Source organism: Caulobacter soli, assembly GCF_011045195.1.
Classification (GTDB): Bacteria; Pseudomonadota; Alphaproteobacteria; order Caulobacterales; family Caulobacteraceae; genus Caulobacter; species Caulobacter soli.
Genome location: NZ_CP049199.1, coordinates 748,549 through 762,324, shown reverse-complemented (window position 1 = coordinate 762,324; position 13,776 = coordinate 748,549). Strand labels below are relative to the sequence as shown.

General features: G+C 69.9%; 17 protein-coding genes and 1 pseudogene. 9 read left to right on the top strand and 9 right to left on the bottom strand.

The annotated features are described in order from the left end of the window. The first annotated feature begins 28 nt into the window (after positions 1 to 28). A complete protein-coding gene (locus G3M62_RS03795) occupies positions 29 to 1,669 on the top strand; it encodes a GMC oxidoreductase (protein ID WP_165184847.1) in 1,641 nt (546 codons plus the stop codon). A gap of 117 nt (positions 1,670 to 1,786) precedes the next feature. Here the strand turns inward: G3M62_RS03795 and G3M62_RS03790 are convergent, their stop codons facing one another. Then, entirely contained in the window at positions 1,787 to 2,677 is an 891-nt protein-coding gene (locus G3M62_RS03790) for an SDR family oxidoreductase (RefSeq protein WP_165184846.1), read from the bottom strand. A gap of 125 nt (positions 2,678 to 2,802) precedes the next feature. Between G3M62_RS03790 and G3M62_RS03785 the strand changes: the two genes are divergently transcribed. Next, entirely contained in the window at positions 2,803 to 3,744 is a 942-nt protein-coding gene (locus G3M62_RS03785) for an AraC family transcriptional regulator (protein ID WP_165184844.1), read from the top strand. A gap of 146 nt (positions 3,745 to 3,890) precedes the next feature. Here G3M62_RS03785 and G3M62_RS03780 read toward each other — a convergent pair whose 3' ends face one another. Beyond that, positions 3,891 to 4,931 (bottom strand): lysine-2,3-aminomutase-like protein, encoded by a 1,041-nt coding sequence (locus tag G3M62_RS03780; RefSeq protein ID WP_165191182.1) that lies wholly within the window; start codon positions 4,929 to 4,931, stop codon positions 3,891 to 3,893. A gap of 52 nt (positions 4,932 to 4,983) precedes the next feature. Continuing rightward, on the bottom strand, positions 4,984 to 6,048 hold the full coding sequence (epmA, locus tag G3M62_RS03775; RefSeq protein WP_165184843.1) for an EF-P lysine aminoacylase EpmA: 1,065 nt from the start codon (positions 6,046 to 6,048) through the stop codon (positions 4,984 to 4,986). A 108-nt stretch (positions 6,049 to 6,156) separates the two neighbouring features. On the opposite strand from epmA, the gene efp reads away from it, so the two are divergent. Both efp and G3M62_RS26870 read left to right on the top strand, forming a co-directional pair. Further along, positions 6,157 to 6,726, top strand: a complete 570-nt coding sequence (gene efp / locus G3M62_RS03770) for an elongation factor P (protein ID WP_165184841.1) — start codon at positions 6,157 to 6,159, stop codon at positions 6,724 to 6,726. Then, a pseudogene (locus G3M62_RS26870) lies at positions 6,698 to 6,817 on the top strand (tRNA (adenosine(37)-N6)-dimethylallyltransferase MiaA); the annotation flags it as partial. The gene efp and the pseudogene G3M62_RS26870, both read left to right, overlap by 29 nt. Positions 6,818 to 6,883: 66 nt before the next feature. Here the strand turns inward: G3M62_RS26870 and G3M62_RS03765 are convergent. Beyond that, positions 6,884 to 7,525 carry an NrsF family protein gene (locus G3M62_RS03765; protein ID WP_165184840.1) on the bottom strand — a complete coding sequence of 214 codons (642 nt, stop codon included), beginning with the start codon at positions 7,523 to 7,525 and terminating at the stop codon, positions 6,884 to 6,886. Then, positions 7,512 to 8,054, bottom strand: coding sequence for a sigma-70 family RNA polymerase sigma factor (locus G3M62_RS03760; RefSeq protein ID WP_165184838.1), 543 nt, complete (start codon positions 8,052 to 8,054; stop codon positions 7,512 to 7,514). Before G3M62_RS03760 ends, G3M62_RS03765 begins: the two co-directional genes overlap by 14 nt. A gap of 224 nt (positions 8,055 to 8,278) precedes the next feature. Here G3M62_RS03760 and G3M62_RS03755 point away from each other — a divergent pair, with 224 nt between their 5' ends. From G3M62_RS03755 to G3M62_RS03740, 4 genes are all read left to right on the top strand, one after another. Then, a complete protein-coding gene (locus tag G3M62_RS03755) occupies positions 8,279 to 8,560 on the top strand; it encodes a BufA1 family periplasmic bufferin-type metallophore (protein WP_165184837.1) in 282 nt (93 codons plus the stop codon). Positions 8,561 to 8,720: 160 nt separating this feature from the next. After that, positions 8,721 to 9,548 (top strand): MNIO family bufferin maturase, encoded by an 828-nt coding sequence (gene bufB, locus G3M62_RS03750; protein ID WP_165184835.1) that lies wholly within the window; start codon positions 8,721 to 8,723, stop codon positions 9,546 to 9,548. Continuing rightward, positions 9,541 to 10,311 (top strand): HvfC/BufC N-terminal domain-containing protein, encoded by a 771-nt coding sequence (locus G3M62_RS03745; RefSeq protein ID WP_165184834.1) that lies wholly within the window; start codon positions 9,541 to 9,543, stop codon positions 10,309 to 10,311. The genes bufB and G3M62_RS03745 overlap by 8 nt, the downstream gene beginning before the upstream one ends. Next, positions 10,308 to 10,769 (top strand): DoxX family protein, encoded by a 462-nt coding sequence (locus G3M62_RS03740; RefSeq protein ID WP_165184832.1) that lies wholly within the window; start codon positions 10,308 to 10,310, stop codon positions 10,767 to 10,769. The genes G3M62_RS03745 and G3M62_RS03740 overlap by 4 nt, the downstream gene beginning before the upstream one ends. Positions 10,770 to 10,908: 139 nt before the next feature. Here the strand turns inward: G3M62_RS03740 and G3M62_RS03735 are convergent, their stop codons facing one another. Both G3M62_RS03735 and G3M62_RS03730 read right to left on the bottom strand, forming a co-directional pair. Then, the gene (locus G3M62_RS03735; RefSeq protein ID WP_165184831.1) at positions 10,909 to 11,559 is read right to left on the bottom strand and encodes a DUF2799 domain-containing protein; all 651 of its coding nucleotides are present in this window, start codon (positions 11,557 to 11,559) and stop codon (positions 10,909 to 10,911) included. Between the two features lie 74 nt (positions 11,560 to 11,633). Next, positions 11,634 to 12,224: a TspO/MBR family protein gene (locus G3M62_RS03730; protein ID WP_165184829.1), complete on the bottom strand. Its 591-nt coding sequence runs from the start codon at positions 12,222 to 12,224 to the stop codon at positions 11,634 to 11,636. Between the two features lie 83 nt (positions 12,225 to 12,307). On the opposite strand from G3M62_RS03730, the gene G3M62_RS03725 reads away from it, so the two are divergent. Continuing rightward, positions 12,308 to 12,805, top strand: a complete 498-nt coding sequence (locus G3M62_RS03725) for a GNAT family N-acetyltransferase (protein ID WP_165184828.1) — start codon at positions 12,308 to 12,310, stop codon at positions 12,803 to 12,805. A gap of 156 nt (positions 12,806 to 12,961) precedes the next feature. On the opposite strand, the gene bfr is transcribed toward G3M62_RS03725, so the two are convergent. Both bfr and G3M62_RS03715 read right to left on the bottom strand, forming a co-directional pair. Next, complete coding sequence (gene bfr / locus G3M62_RS03720) at positions 12,962 to 13,441, bottom strand: bacterioferritin (protein WP_165184826.1); 480 nt, start codon at positions 13,439 to 13,441, stop codon at positions 12,962 to 12,964. A gap of 146 nt (positions 13,442 to 13,587) precedes the next feature. Further along, the gene (locus G3M62_RS03715; RefSeq protein ID WP_165184825.1) at positions 13,588 to 13,773 is read right to left on the bottom strand and encodes a (2Fe-2S)-binding protein; all 186 of its coding nucleotides are present in this window, start codon (positions 13,771 to 13,773) and stop codon (positions 13,588 to 13,590) included. Between the last annotated feature and the right edge of the window lie 3 nt (positions 13,774 to 13,776).

Below are 13,776 nucleotides of genomic sequence, written 5' to 3'. Positions count from 1 at the left end.
TTTCCGCCCCTCCAGTCTTGGACATCCCATGGCGACGCGCTTCGACATCGTGATCATCGGCTCGGGCGCGGGCGGGGCGACCCTGGCCCAGCGGCTGGCCCCGACCGGCAAGACCATCCTGATCCTCGAACGCGGCGAGCACATCCCGCGCGAGGCCGAGAACTGGAGCCCCAAGGCGGTCTTCATCCAGCGCCGCTACCGCACCCAGGAGCGCTGGTACGACAAGAACAAGCGCCCGTTCACGCCCAACACCCACTACTGGGTCGGCGGCAACACCAGCTTCTACGGCGCGGCCTTGATGCGCATGCGCGGGCGCGACTTCACCGAGGTGAAGCACGCGGGCGGGATCTCGCCGGCCTGGCCGATCAGCCTGACGGATCTGGCCCCCTACTACGCCGAGGCCGAGACCCTGTGGCAGGTGCACGGCGCGCGCGGCGACGACCCGACCGAGAACGGCGACGAGCCGCCCTACGCCTACGCCGCCGTCCATCACGATCCCGGCGTGGCGGCTCTGAAAGGCCATTGGGAAACGCAGGGCTGGCGGCCGTTCTCCCTGCCGCTGGGCGTCAAGCTGGACCAGGCCCATCCGGTCACCTCCACCTGCATCAAGTGCAAGACCTGCGGCGGTTATCCCTGCCTGCTGAAGGCCAAGTCCGACGCGCGCAGCATCGCGGTCGAGCCGCTGATGGACCTGCCCAACGTCACCCTGCTGACCGGGCGCAAGGTGCTGCGGCTGGAGACCGATCCTTCCGGCAAAACCGTCACCGAGGTGGTCTGCCAGGCCGAGCACGGCGAGGAGCGCTGGAGCGGCGACATCGTGGTGCTGGCGGCCGGCGCGGCCAACACCGCCGTGGTGCTGCAGGCCTCGGCCAACGCCGCCCACCCGAACGGCCTGGCCAACGGTTCGGACCAGGTCGGCCGCAACTACATGTTCCACAACTCCACCGCCATGGTCTCGCTGACCGCCCGGCGGCAGGACATCACCTTCCCCAAGACCCTGGCGGTCAACGACTTCTACTGGGGCGATCCGCGCGGCGGCTACGACCTGCCGATGGGCCATATCCAGTTGCTGGAATACATGTCGGGCCAGACCCTGGAGGGCCAGGTCGAGGACTGGCTGCCGCCGGCCCTGGTGCCCGACGCCCTGTCGGGCGCGGCGGCCGACCGCATGCTGTCGATGCTGGTGATCTCCGAGGACCTGCCCCAGGCCGACAACCGCGTGCGGCTCAATGCCGACGGCCGCATCTCGCTGGACTACACGTTCGGCAATCTGGAAGGCCACGACCGGCTGGTGAAGACGCTGCGGTCGTCGCTGGACGGCTTCGTCGACCACGCCCACCCGGTGTCGCAGCACCATTTCCAATTCGACTCGCTGCTGCCGCTGTACGGCACCGCCCACCAGTGCGGCACGACCCGGTTCGGGGCTGATCCCGCGAGCTCGGTGCTGGACCGCGACTGCAAGGCCCACGAGCTGGACAACCTCTATGTGGTCGACACCAGCTTCTTCGTCTCGGCCAACGCCGTGAACCCCACCCTGACCACGGTGGCCAACGCCATGCGGGTGGGGGATCACCTGATCGACCGGCTGGGGGCGCGTACGCCGACCGCGGAGGTGTTGGCGCCGACACGGAACCTGGATCCGCACAAGGATGGAGAAGCGCTGGCTTAGGCCTTTAAATTCCGTCTTCCCGGCGAAGGCCGGGACCCAGATTCATCCTGAGCGGCTCGGGGGTTTCACCTGGGCCCCGGCCTTCGCCGGGGAGACGGGATTGTTGTCAGGTCCCGATCACCCCCCGAAATAGCGCGGGTGGTCCAGGTCCTCCAACAGGCCCGGCCGGGTCGGACGCCAGCCTAGTTCGGCCTGGGTCAGGGCGCTGGACGACGGGCAGTCCACCGCGAAGAAGTGGCCCAGGAAGCCGAAGTGCTCGCCGGCCTCTTCGGGCGACTTGGAGACCACCGGCAGGCCCAGGCGCTTGCCGATCACCTCGGCGATGTCGCGGCAGGCCACGCCCTCCTCGCCGATCCCGTGATAGCGACCGCCGGCCTCGCCCTTTTCCAGCGCCAGCCGGTACAGGGTCGCCGCGTCCAGCCGGTGCACGCCCGGCCAGCGGTTGCGGCCTTCGCCGACATAGGCCGACACGCCCTTGGCGCGCGCTATGCCGATCAGGATCGGCACGAAGCCATGGTCGCCGTCGCCGTGCACCGAGGGCGCCAGCCGGATCACGCTGGCCCGCACCCCGCGCTCCACCTGGGCCATCGCCGTCTGTTCCGAGACGCGCGGCGCCGGCGACGCGGCGGGCGGAGCGTCCGTCTCGGTCGACACCCGCCCGGGGGCCAGCAGGGCGACGCCGGAGCTGACCACCAGGGGCCGGTTCGAGCCGGCCAGCGCCTCGCCCATCGTCTCGATGGCTCGCCGGTCGATCGCGCTGTTCTCGGCGAACTTGGAGAAGTCGTGGATGAAGGCGGTGTGGATCACCCCGTCCGAGGCGGCGGCGCCCGCGCTCAGGGCGTCCAGATCCTCCAGGTCGCCGCGCAGGACCTCCGCGCCGGCGGCCGCCAGGGCCTGGGCGCCCGTGTCGCTACGCGCCAGACCGACCACCTGGTGGCCCGCGCCGATCAGATCCTGGACGACGGCCGAACCGATGAAACCCGTGGCGCCGGTGACGAAAACTCGCATCGCGATCTCTCCTGACTGCGCCGGCCCCATGCCTTGGCGAACCGGCAGGGAGGAGATAGGGGATCGCGAAAGGACGATCCATGCTATGAAGTCCGCATTATCTTCGCGATCGTCCAGGACAGCCCATGGATCCGCTTTCCGACGTCCTGTCGCTGCTGAAGCCCCGCAGCTACGTCTATGGCGGCTTCGACATGGGCGGCGACTGGTCCATCCAGTTTCCGCGCCACGACGGCATCAAGTGCTACGCCGTGGTGTCGGGGACCTGCTGGCTGTCGGTGGAGGGCGCGGCCGAGGCGGTGCGTCTGCAGGGCGGCGACTGCTTCCTGCTGGCCACCGGGCGGCCCTTCCGGCTGACCAGCGATCTGTCCCTGCCGCCGGTCGACGCCAAGGTGTTCCTGGCCCAGCCGCGCGAGGGCGATGTCCGCTCGATCAACGGCGGCGGCGACGTGTTCATCGCCGGCAGCCACTTTCTGCTGAGCGGCGACCAGGCCAAGGTCCTGCTGGGCGGCCTGCCGCCCATCGTCCACATCCGCGAGGAGGCCGATCGCGCCACCCTGCGCTGGTCGATGCGGCGCCTGGGTCAGGAGCTGCGCGAGCGTCAGCCCGGCGGCGGACTGATGGCCCAGCACCTGGCCCACATGATGTTGGTCCAGGCCCTGCGCCTGCACCTGGCCGAGGGAACTAAGGGCGGTGTCGGCTGGCTGTTCGCCCTGGCCGACAAGCAGATGAGCGTCGCCATCGGCGCCCTGCACCAGGACCCGGCCCAGCGCTGGACCCTGCAGGCCCTGGCCGAGCGGGTCGGCATGTCGCGCTCGGCCTTCGCCAAGCGGTTCAAGGAGACGGTCGGGACCTCGCCGATGGAGTATCTGGCGCGCTGGCGCATGCTGCTGGCCGGCGACCGCCTGGCCCATTCCGCCGACCCGGTCTCGGTCATCGCCCTGTCGCTGGGCTACGAGTCCGAAAGCGCCTTCAGCACGGCCTTCAAGCGGGTGATGGGGGTTTCGCCCCGGCGGTATGGGCGGGCGCTGCCCGGCGAAGCGCCGGCGCGCGAGGCGGTCGCGGCCTAGGTGGTGCGTCGGTCGTCGCCCGCGGAGCCGCCCTCGTCCTTCGACAAGCTCAGGATGAGGGCTACTTTGCTACGGCGGGCGAACTCGAATTCCTCATCCTGAGCCTGTCGAAGGACGAGGAATTCGCCCACCGGCCGCTCAAAATCCTAGCCCTTCGGCGGATAGGCGTGAGCCCCGCCGTTCGGGTCCTCGACCTGGCCGTCGACCGCCAGATAGTCGGGACCGATCGGCACCTTGCCGTGGCCGTCGGGGATGTCGAGCACATAGGTCGGCTGACACAGGCCCGAGAACCGGCCGCGAATGGCGCGCATCAGGGCGCGGCCTTCCTCGACGCTGGTGCGCAGGTGGGCGGTGCCGGGCGCGTGGTCGCCATGGTGCAGGTAGTAGGGCCGGATGCGGGTCTCGACGAAGCCGCGCATCAGGGCGCCCAGGGCCTCGGGGTCGTCGTTGACGCCCTTCAGCAGCACGGTCTGGCTCAGCATCGGGATCCCGGCGTCGATGATCCGGGCGCAGGCGGCCCGCGCCGCCTCGGTCAGCTCGCGCACGTGGTTGGCGTGCAGGGCCAAATAGACCGTCTTGCCGCTGGCCTTCAGGGCCTGGACCAACTCGTCGGTGACCGCCGCCGGATCGACCGCCGGCACGCGGGTGTGGAAGCGCACGATCTTCACATGGTCGATGGCCGCAAGCCGCTGGCCCAGGTCGCGCAGGCGGCGCGGCGACAGCACCAGCGGATCGCCGCCGGTGACGATCACCTCCCAGATCTCCGGGTGGGCGGCGATATAGGCGAAGGCGGCGTCCAGCTTTTCGGGCGACAGATTGGCCGCGCCCTCGGGGCCGACGACCTCGCGGCGGAAGCAGAACCGGCAATAGACCGCGCAGGTGTGGGTGGGCTTCAGCAGCACGCGGTCGGGGTAGCGGTGGACGATCCCCTCGACCGGGCTGTGGACTTCGTCGCCGATCGGGTCGGCGACCTCGCCGGGGTTCTCGTCCAGTTCGGCTTCGCTGGGGACGAACTGGCGAGCGATGGGGTCGGACTCGTTGGCCGGGTCGATCAGCTCGGCCATGTCCGGGGTGATCGCCACCGCATAGCGCGCGGCCACCGCCTCGAGCGCCGGCAGCCGCTCGGGAGCGATCAGGCCGGCGTCGGCCAGCGCGGCGGCGCTGCGAAGGGTGCGGGCGGGCGTCATGAGGCCGGCGGTATGGCCCATTGAGGCGGCGCGCGCAAATTGAACCCTCTCCCTATGGGAGAGGGTTCACGTCAGCCACCGGCGTCCACAGCACCTGGTCCACCCGCGACGCCCCCGCCGCCAGCATCACCAGGCGGTCGAAGCCCAGGGCCGAGCCCGACGCGTTGGGCATGATCGCCAGGGCCGCCAGGAAGTCCTCGTCCAGCGGGTAGCGCTCGCCATAAACCCGGGCCTTCTCGTCCATCTCGGCCTCGAACCGGCGGCGCTGTTCGCCGGCGTCGGTCAGCTCGCCAAAGGCGTTGGCCAGCTCGACGCCGCAGGCATAGAGCTCGAACCGCTCGGCCACGCGCGGGTCGCCAGGCTTGGGCCGGGCCAGGGCCGCCTCGGCGGTCGGGTATTCGCAGAGGATGGTCGCGCGGCCGATCCCCAGGTTCGGCTCGACCTTCTCGACGATCACCCGGCTGAACACGTCGGCCCAGGTATCGTCGTCGGCCACGCGGATCCCGGCGGCGCGCGCCGAGGCCGCCAGGACGTCGCGATCGGTCTCGCCGCCAGGTCCGATCGAGGCCAGCAGGTCGACGCCCGCATGGCGTTCGAAGGCCTGCGCCACCGTCACCCGCTCCGGCGCGGCGAACGGATCGCAGACATGACCGCGAAAGCGAAACTCCAGCGTCCCCGCGGTTTCCGCCGCCAGGGCCAGCAAGGCCGCGCAGTCGTCCATCAGGGTCTGGTAGGGCGCGTCGACCCGGTACCATTCCAGCATGGTGAACTCCGGATGATGCAGCGCCCCGCGCTCGCGGTTGCGCCAGACCTTGCCGAAGTCGAAGATCCGCCGCTCGCCCGCCGCCAGCAGCTTCTTGCAGGAAAACTCCGGCGAGGTGTGCAGATAGAGCGGCGCGGCCTCGCCCGAGATCGTCAGGGCGGCGGTCTCGAAGGCGTGCAGATGGGCCTCGTTGCCGGGCGAGACCTGCAGGGCCGCGGTCTCGACCTCCAGGAAGTCCCGTTCCTCGAACCAGGCTCGAAAAGCGGCCTTGATCCGGTTGCGGGCCAGCAGGAACGGCCGCCGGTCGGCGTGGTTTTCGGGCCGCCACCAGGGCGAAGGAGAGGCTGTCGGCACGAGGGATCCCAGGTCGGGGGCTGGCGAACTTGGCGAGGATCGCTATAGGAGGGCGATATCTAACGCAATTCGCGCGGCCCAGGGCCGCTGGGATCAAGGACGCACTAAGTGACTAAAGTCGCCGCCAGCTCGCTGAGGAAGGGTTCCGTCGTCGATATGGACGGCAAGCTCTACGTGGTCCTCAACGCCGAAAACATCCACCCCGGCAAGGGCACGCCGGTCACCCAGCTGAACATGCGCCGCATCTCGGACGGCGTGAAGGTGTCGGAACGCTACCGCACGACCGAGCAGGTCGAGCGCGCCTTCGTCGACCAGCGCGACCACACGTTCCTCTACAAGGACGGCGAGGGCTATCACTTCATGAACCCGGAAAGCTACGACCAGCTCGTGGCTTCGGAAGAAGTGATCGGCGACCTGGGCGCCTATCTGCAGGAAAACATGACGGTCGTCCTGTCGACGCACAACGACGCGCCGATCGCCCTGGAACTGCCGCGCACCGTGACGCTGGAAATCGTCGAGACCGAACCGTCGGTGAAGGGCCAGACCGCTTCGTCGTCGTACAAGCCGGCGATCCTGAGCAACGGCGTGCGCACCATGGTGCCGCCGTACATCGCCGCGGGCACCCGGGTGATCATCCTGACCGAGGACGGCTCGTACCAGGAACGCGCGAAGGACTAAGCGTCAAACCGTAGGGTGGCGATCACTTGCCCCCTACGGACCGCTTCGCGGTCGTCTTCCCCCACAGGGGGAAGAGCCGCGCCGCGCTTGAAGGCTCCGCCCCCTATGGGGGCGGACAGACCGCGAAGCGGTCAGGTGGGGGCAAGTCAGTGAGCCACTACCACCGCAACGCCCACTTCCCGACCACCGCCCCCAGCAGCCCGGTCCCCAGCACGCCCAGCGTGTACCAGGTGCCCACGAACACCATCGTGCTCTCGGCGCAGGCCAGGCCGTAGACCGTGCCCGCCACGCCGCCCGCGAAGGCGCCGGCCGCGAAGCCGGTCAGGGCCGGACGGGTCGGGGCCATGCCGCGCAGCACCAGCAGGCAGGCGGCCAGGCCCGGCAGGGCCAGCATCAGAATGTTGCGGGCGCAGACCGTCCAGGAATGGCCGCGCATCATCATCCGGCGGTGCTCCCAGTCGGCGGCCAGCCACTGGCCGAAACCCAGGCCGACGAACAGCGCCAGCACCAGGGCCCCGAACAGCAGCGCCCTTTTCGGCACGCCCTCGGGCCGCGCCAGCCGCTCCAGGGCCCAGAAACCGGCCACGCCCAGGAGGGCGGTGTAGGTCGCCTTCATCCAGAACATCCGGCCGGTCATCGCCTGGGCCAGGTCCTGGCGCGTCCCCAGCCAGACCAGCAGCAGCACCAGGGCCGCCAGGCCCCCGGCCACGGCCACGCCGAGGAAGCGGCGCTGCACCGCCCCGGCGGGAATGGCGCGCGGGTCGGCCGCCAGTTGATCGATCAGATCATCCGTCCGCACGGCCACGCATCCTTTCTCCGAGGCTCTTCAGCGCTCGGTGCAGGGCGACCTTGGCCGCGCCTTCCGAGACGCCGGCCCGGTCGCCAGCTTCCGCCAGGCTGAGGCCCTCGATCTTGACGTCGCGCACCAGCCTTTGCTGGCGCTCGGGCAGGCTGGCCAGCGCGCGGTCCAGGTCCATGGCCGAGCCCGGCTCGGGGGCGTAGGCGGCCAGGACCTCGACATAGTCGTCGATCGGCAGCGTCGCGCGCACCTTGCGGCGGCGCCAGTGGTCGATCAGCTTGTAGCGGGCCAGGGCGAAGGCCCAGGGGGTGAACGGCTGGGCGCGATCATAGGTCGCGCGCCGCGTATGCACCGCCATCAGGGTCTCTTGCACCAGGTCCTCCACATCGCCGGGGGCGTCGCGCATGCGGCGCTCGAAATAGACGCGGAGCCGGCCGCCCAGTTGCGACAGCAACAGCCGATAGGCCGGGGCGTCGCCGTCCAGGCCCAGCAGCATCAGCGCCTTCAGGGCGGCTTCGGTATCCGTCACGCCTCCCCCTTGTTCGCGCGAGACGGGCCGATGGTTACACCGCGTCGCTCGAACCGGAAAGCGGGGGCGAGAACCGGGTCCGGTGATTTTCGGCGCGCCGCTTTTTTGTTCGGATACCGGTGTAACCTTTCGCCGCACCCGTCCGTAACTCCCCTTTGACCGCGCAGGACGGGCCGACGAACGGCGCCGGGCCCGGTCAGACCCAGACGAAGGAAACGTCCGCCATGAACAAGACCCCCGCTCTCGCCCTCGCCGCCGTATTCGCCCTCAGCGCCGGCGCCGCCATGGCCCGCGACGACATGAAGCCCGCCAAGGTCGAAACCGAAAAGTGCTACGGCGTGGCCAAGGCCGGCCAGAACGACTGCAAGGCCGGCGCTGGCACCAGCTGCGCGGGCACCTCGAAAGCCGACTACCAGGCCGACGCCTGGAAGAAGGTCGCCAAGGGCACCTGCACCAGCATCAAGACCCCGAACGGCACGGGCTCGCTGACCGCGCCGAAGGCGTAAGACTGAACGCGCCGTCCCGGACCGCCCCGGGACGGCGCTTTTCTCCCGTCTCCCCGGCGAAGGCCGGGGCCCAGATGAAACCCACGAGCCGCCCAGGATGAATCTGGGTCCCGGCCTTCGCCGGGAAGACGGACGTGGGTGATATTTGAAGACCCTTCCCATGCCCCCCACCGCCGGCCTCGGCCTCAAATCGCAGCACTACGCCGACGCCCTGGCGGCCGACGCCGAGGGCCTGTGGTTCGAGGTTCATCCCGAGAACTACATGGCCGCCGGCGGGCCGCGCCTGCGGTGGCTGGAGGCGATCCGGGCCGAGCATCCGCTGTCGCTGCACGGGGTAGGCCTGTCCCTGGCCGCCGACGCCGATCCGGACCCGGCGCACCTCCTCGCCCTGAAGGCCCTGGCCGACCGGTTCGAGCCGTTCGTGGTCTCCGAACACCTGGCCTGGAGCACCCATCGCGGCGTCCACCAACCGGACCTCCTGCCCTTTCCCCGCACCCGCGCGGCCCTCGACCGCATCGCCGCCAATATCGGCCGCACGCAGGACGTCCTTGGACGGACGATCCTGGTCGAGAACCCGTCGCTGTACCTGCCGCTGACCGGCCACGACTTGGACGAAACCGACTTCCTGATCGCACTGACCCGCCGCACCGGCTGCGGCCTGCTGGTCGACGTCAACAACGTGTTCGTCAGCGCCAGCAACCTGGGCTACGCGGCCGAGACCTATCTGGACGCCCTGCCCGCCGACGCCATCGGCGAGATCCACCTGGCCGGCCATGGCGTCGATGAAGGCGGCTCAAGCCTGCTGATCGACACCCACGACGCGCCGGTGGCCGAGACCGTTTGGACCCTGTACCGCCGCCTGATCGACCGCGTCGGCCCACGCCCCACCTTGATCGAGCGCGACGACGACATTCCGGCCTTCGCCGTGCTGATGGCCGAACGGGACCGGGCGCACGGCCTGCTCCAGCGGGAGCCGGCCCATGTCTGAGCTGGGCCGCTTCCAGGACGCCTTCGTCACGGCCCTGGCCGGGCGCACCGCCGCGCCCATCACCGCCTGGCTGCCGGACGACGCGGACCAGCCGCCCGGCCTGGCCGTTTATCGCAACACCATCGCCAAGGGCTGCGTCGACGCCCTGGCGGCCAATTTCCCGACCGTGGCCAGCCTGGTCGGCGACGACTGGTTCCGCGCCGCCGCCGCCCTGTTCGCCGCCGAGCATCCGCCGGCCAGCGCCGCGTTGGCGGCCTATGGCGAGGCCTTCCCCGACTGGCTGAGCCGCTTCCCGCCGGCCGACGACCTGCCCTATCTGCCGGCCATGGCCCAGATGGACCGGCTGTGGACCACCGCCCTGTTCGCGCCCGAAGCCGAACCGCTGGCCGCCGAAGCCTTCGCCCTGGCGCCGGACGTCCTGGCCGCCGCCCGCCCGCGCCTGCATCCCAGCCTGGCCTTCGCCGGGTTCGACAGCGGCCTGCCCGGCCTGTGGCTGGCGGCCCGAGAGCCGGAGCCCGGCGAGATGGTGCTGGCCGACGATCCGCAAGGCGTGCTGATCGTCCGCCCCCACGACACCGTGCGCAGCCGTCTGCTCGACCGGGCCGGCTTCGCCTTCCTGACCGCCGCCCGCGACGGCGCCAGCTTGGGCGCGGCGATCACCGCCGCCGCCGAAACCGATCCGGCCGCCGACCTCGCCGCCCTCTTCGCCGCCCTGATCGCCGACGGCGTGTTCAGCGGCCTCGACCTTGGAGATCCCACGTGACCGACATCCCCGCCGCCTCGCGCCCCTGGAGCCGTCCGTTCGACGGTCTGGCCGCCCTGGCGCACCGCGCCCTGCCCGACGGCGTCCTGAGCCTGGTCGCGCGGCTGGGGATCGCCTCGGTGTTCTTCCTGTCGGGCCGCACCAAGGTCGACGGGATCCTGCACATCACCGACGGGACCTATTCGCTGTTCGCCGACGAATACCGCCTGCCGCTGATCCCCTCGGACATCGCCGCGCACATCGCGACCTACAGCGAGCACCTGTTCTCGATCCTGCTGGTGCTGGGCCTGTTCACGCGGCTCTCCGCGCTCGCCTTCCTGGGCATGACTCTGGTGATCGAGGTGTTCGTCTATCCCGACGCCTGGAGCACCCACCTGTCGTGGGCGGCGATCCTGCTGTTCCTGGTCGCCAAGGGCGGCGGGAAGTGGAGCCTGGACCGAGTGCTGGGCCTCCGCTGAAGGACGCCCCCTCCGTCGGGCTTCGCCCGCCACCTCCCCCGTTTCACGGGTGAGGAGAACGAACACGATCCTCCTCACCCGCAACGCGGGGGAGGTGGCGCGATGCGAATACGCATCGTGACGGAGGGGGCGTCCAGCCTCACCAGCCCCCATACCGCGGCCCGAAGCGATGCCGCAGGTCGTCGACCTCGCGCTCGGCGTCGCGGGCGGCCCATTCGGCGCGACGGCCGTCCTCGACCGCCTGACGGCGTTCGGATCGCAGGCGGTTCAGGCGGTCGCGCAGTTCGCGGGTCTGCTCTTCGTTCAGCTTGGGGTTCTTCAGCTCGTCCTCGACACCCCGGGCCTCGCGGTCGCGCTTCTCGGCGCGGGCGTCGGCGCTCGACCGGTCGGACTCCGCCTGGCTGAGCCGCGAGACGGCGGCGTGGACCAGCTGGCCGTCGGCATAGCCGACCAGGAAGCCGCGCTCGGGCCCCTGCGGGCAGACCCCGGCATAGGCGTTTCCGAAACGCCCTTCGCTGAAGCCGCGATCCTGGGTGCAATAGAGCTTCAGCCCCTGGTCGCGGGCGGCGAAATAGGGCGCGGCCTGCGGGACCACCCCGGTCTTGGCGCAGGCCTTGGCGTGTTCGTCCAGGCGGCTTTGCGGACGCCCCGCCTCGCCGTCCTTGAAGCCGACGCCCGCCCAGTCGCCCTGCAGGCAGGCCTCCTTGCTCATGGTGGCGCAGCCGGCCAGCGCGGCGGTCGCGACGGCGACTCCCAGGATCCCCAATCCTCGAATACGGTGACGGCGCATGCGAAAGCTCCCCGAAGCGTGGCTTGCGGGGAGCTAAAGCTTGGCCGCCTGAACGGCCGCTGAACGGCGTTAGATCAGTGGACCGTCACGCGGCGCGGGCGCTTCCACAGTTCCTCGGTCAAGGCGTTGGCGAAGCCCAGCCAGCCCAGATACGGGCTGGAAAAGCCCGAGGCCGGGGCCACCAGCTTGCGGGCCTGCAGGGCGTAGGCGCCCGAGGCGGCCAGGGACGCGGTCGCCGCGCCAAGCTGTCCCCCGACGCGCTTGGCGCCGAGGGCCAACCAGAGGGCGTTGAAGCCCTGGACCAGGCTCCAGAGGGTGAGAGCCCGGGTGCGCGTGGGGCTGGACGGCGCGTTCCAGATGCGCAGCCCCGAAAGGGTCATGGCGATGAACAACGGCGGCAGGATCAGGCTGGTCAGGGCCTTGGGCTGATGGGCGACGGGCTCGTGCATCTCGGCGTAACCGACCGCGTATTCCTCGTCGTCGATCATCTTTTCGTGGCGGCGGCCCAGCAGGGTGGAGGCCAGGATCGCGCCGCCGGCCAGGGCCAGGCCCAGGACCAGCTGGGCGCTGGCGCTGCTGGGCGTGTCGGCCTTCATGTCGATCTCGAACGACTCGCGGCCGGCGTGAGCCCGCCTCCCGTGGGATCTGCCGTTCGGGATATGCATGACGGTACTCCTCGCTAAACTTGCTTGTAACCCGCCTAGCTGGACCTTGGTTCCCGGGCGACGCAACGGTTTGTGAGTTCGGCATGATCATTTCGCGGCCCGCCCGGCTCCAGGAGATCGAGACGATCCGGTCGCTCGAGCGCGCCTCGGCCCAGCGTTTCGTCGGGCTGATGGACGCCCTGGCCGCCGACGAGTCCAGCCCGGCGGCGGTGCTGACGGCGCGGATCGCCGACGGCGGGGTGATCGTCGCGGTCGAGGACGGGACGGTCGCGGGGTTCGTGATGTTCCGGCCGGTCGAGGCCCGGGCCTATGTCGAGCAGCTGGACGTGCTGCCGGCCTTCGCGGGCCGGCGGATCGGCGCGGCGCTGCTGGACGCGGTGGCGGCGCGGGCGCGGGAGGCGGGGCTGGTGGGCCTGTCGCTGTCGACCTTCCGCGAGATCCCGTGGAACGCGCCCTACTATCGGCGGCTGGGGTTCGTGGAGGTGGACGCGCTGACGCCGGGCATGGCGGCGATCCGGGCCGAGCATCTGGCCCGCGGGCTGGATGAGGCCGCCCGGGTGTTCATGGTGCGGGGACTCTAGAGCCAGAGGACGCCCCCTCCGTCACGATGCGTATTCGCATCGCGCCACCTCCCCCGCTTCGCGGGTGAGGAGGAAGCGGATCAGCCTCTCCTCCCCCGTGAAACGGGGGAGGTGGCGGGCGAAGCCCGACGGAGGGGGCGTCCCTCCGCCCAAGCCTTAAGCCGGCAGTTCGCCCACGGCGCTCTGCAGGTAGTTCTGCTCGCCCAGCGCCTTGACCAGTCCCAGCTGCATTTCGAGGAAGTCGATGTGTTCCTCGGTGTCGGTCAGGATCTCGCGCAGCAGCTCGCGGCTGACATAGTCGCGGGCCTGTTCGCACTGGATGATGCCCGGGATCAGGGTCTCGCGGCCGCCGACTTCCACCGACAGGTCGGACGCCAGGCATTCGGGCACGGTCTCGCCGATCTTCAGCTTGTGCAGGTCCTGCAGGTTGGGCAGGCCTTCCAGGAACAGGATGCGGTTGATCAGCTTGTCGGCGTGCTTCATCTCGCCGATCGACTCGTCGTAGGTGATCTTGCCCAGGCGCTTGAAGCCCCAGTTGTCGTACATCCGCGCGTGCAGGAAGTACTGGTTCACCGCCGTCAGCTCGTTGGTGAGCACCGCGTTCAAGAGCCGGATGATGCCGGGATCGCCTTGCATGGCGGGTCTCCTCAGGATTCGAATAATCGAGGGGACCCTGATCTATCGTCCAGGCGGCTTCAACCGCTATGTCTGCAAGTGTTTCTCAGCCTCACGGAAAAGCGTGAGACTGCTTCTCGATTGCCGATTTTGGAGTGTTTCGCGGCCTATTCGGCGGCGAAGGCCAGAGCTTCGCGGCTGTCCTGGATCATCTGGCGCATCTCGCAGACGCACTTGGCGCACTGGGCCTGACAACCCTTGTGACGGAACACCTCCGCCGGGCGGGTGGCCCCAGCGTCGATGGCGGCGCGCACTTCGCGCTCGCGGATGCCGTTACAGTTGCAGACGTACAAGGA

Excerpts from the sequence above, each read along its gene's own strand:
- G3M62_RS03795 (WP_165184847.1), top strand. The coding sequence starts at position 29 with ATGGCGACGCGCTTCGACATCGTGATCATCGGCTCGGGCGCGGGCGGG.
- G3M62_RS03790 (WP_165184846.1), bottom strand. The coding sequence starts at position 2,677 with ATGCGAGTTTTCGTCACCGGCGCCACGGGTTTCATCGGTTCGGCCGTC.
- G3M62_RS03785 (WP_165184844.1), top strand. The coding sequence starts at position 2,803 with ATGGATCCGCTTTCCGACGTCCTGTCGCTGCTGAAGCCCCGCAGCTAC.
- G3M62_RS03780 (WP_165191182.1), bottom strand. The coding sequence starts at position 4,931 with ATGACGCCCGCCCGCACCCTTCGCAGCGCCGCCGCGCTGGCCGACGCC.
- G3M62_RS03755 (WP_165184837.1), top strand. The coding sequence starts at position 8,279 with ATGAACAAGACCCCCGCTCTCGCCCTCGCCGCCGTATTCGCCCTCAGC.
- bufB (WP_165184835.1), top strand. The coding sequence starts at position 8,721 with ATGCCCCCCACCGCCGGCCTCGGCCTCAAATCGCAGCACTACGCCGAC.
- G3M62_RS03745 (WP_165184834.1), top strand. The coding sequence starts at position 9,541 with ATGTCTGAGCTGGGCCGCTTCCAGGACGCCTTCGTCACGGCCCTGGCC.
- G3M62_RS03735 (WP_165184831.1), bottom strand. The coding sequence starts at position 11,559 with ATGCGCCGTCACCGTATTCGAGGATTGGGGATCCTGGGAGTCGCCGTC.
- G3M62_RS03730 (WP_165184829.1), bottom strand. The coding sequence starts at position 12,224 with ATGCATATCCCGAACGGCAGATCCCACGGGAGGCGGGCTCACGCCGGC.
- G3M62_RS03725 (WP_165184828.1), top strand. The coding sequence starts at position 12,308 with ATGATCATTTCGCGGCCCGCCCGGCTCCAGGAGATCGAGACGATCCGG.
- bfr (WP_165184826.1), bottom strand. The coding sequence starts at position 13,441 with ATGCAAGGCGATCCCGGCATCATCCGGCTCTTGAACGCGGTGCTCACC.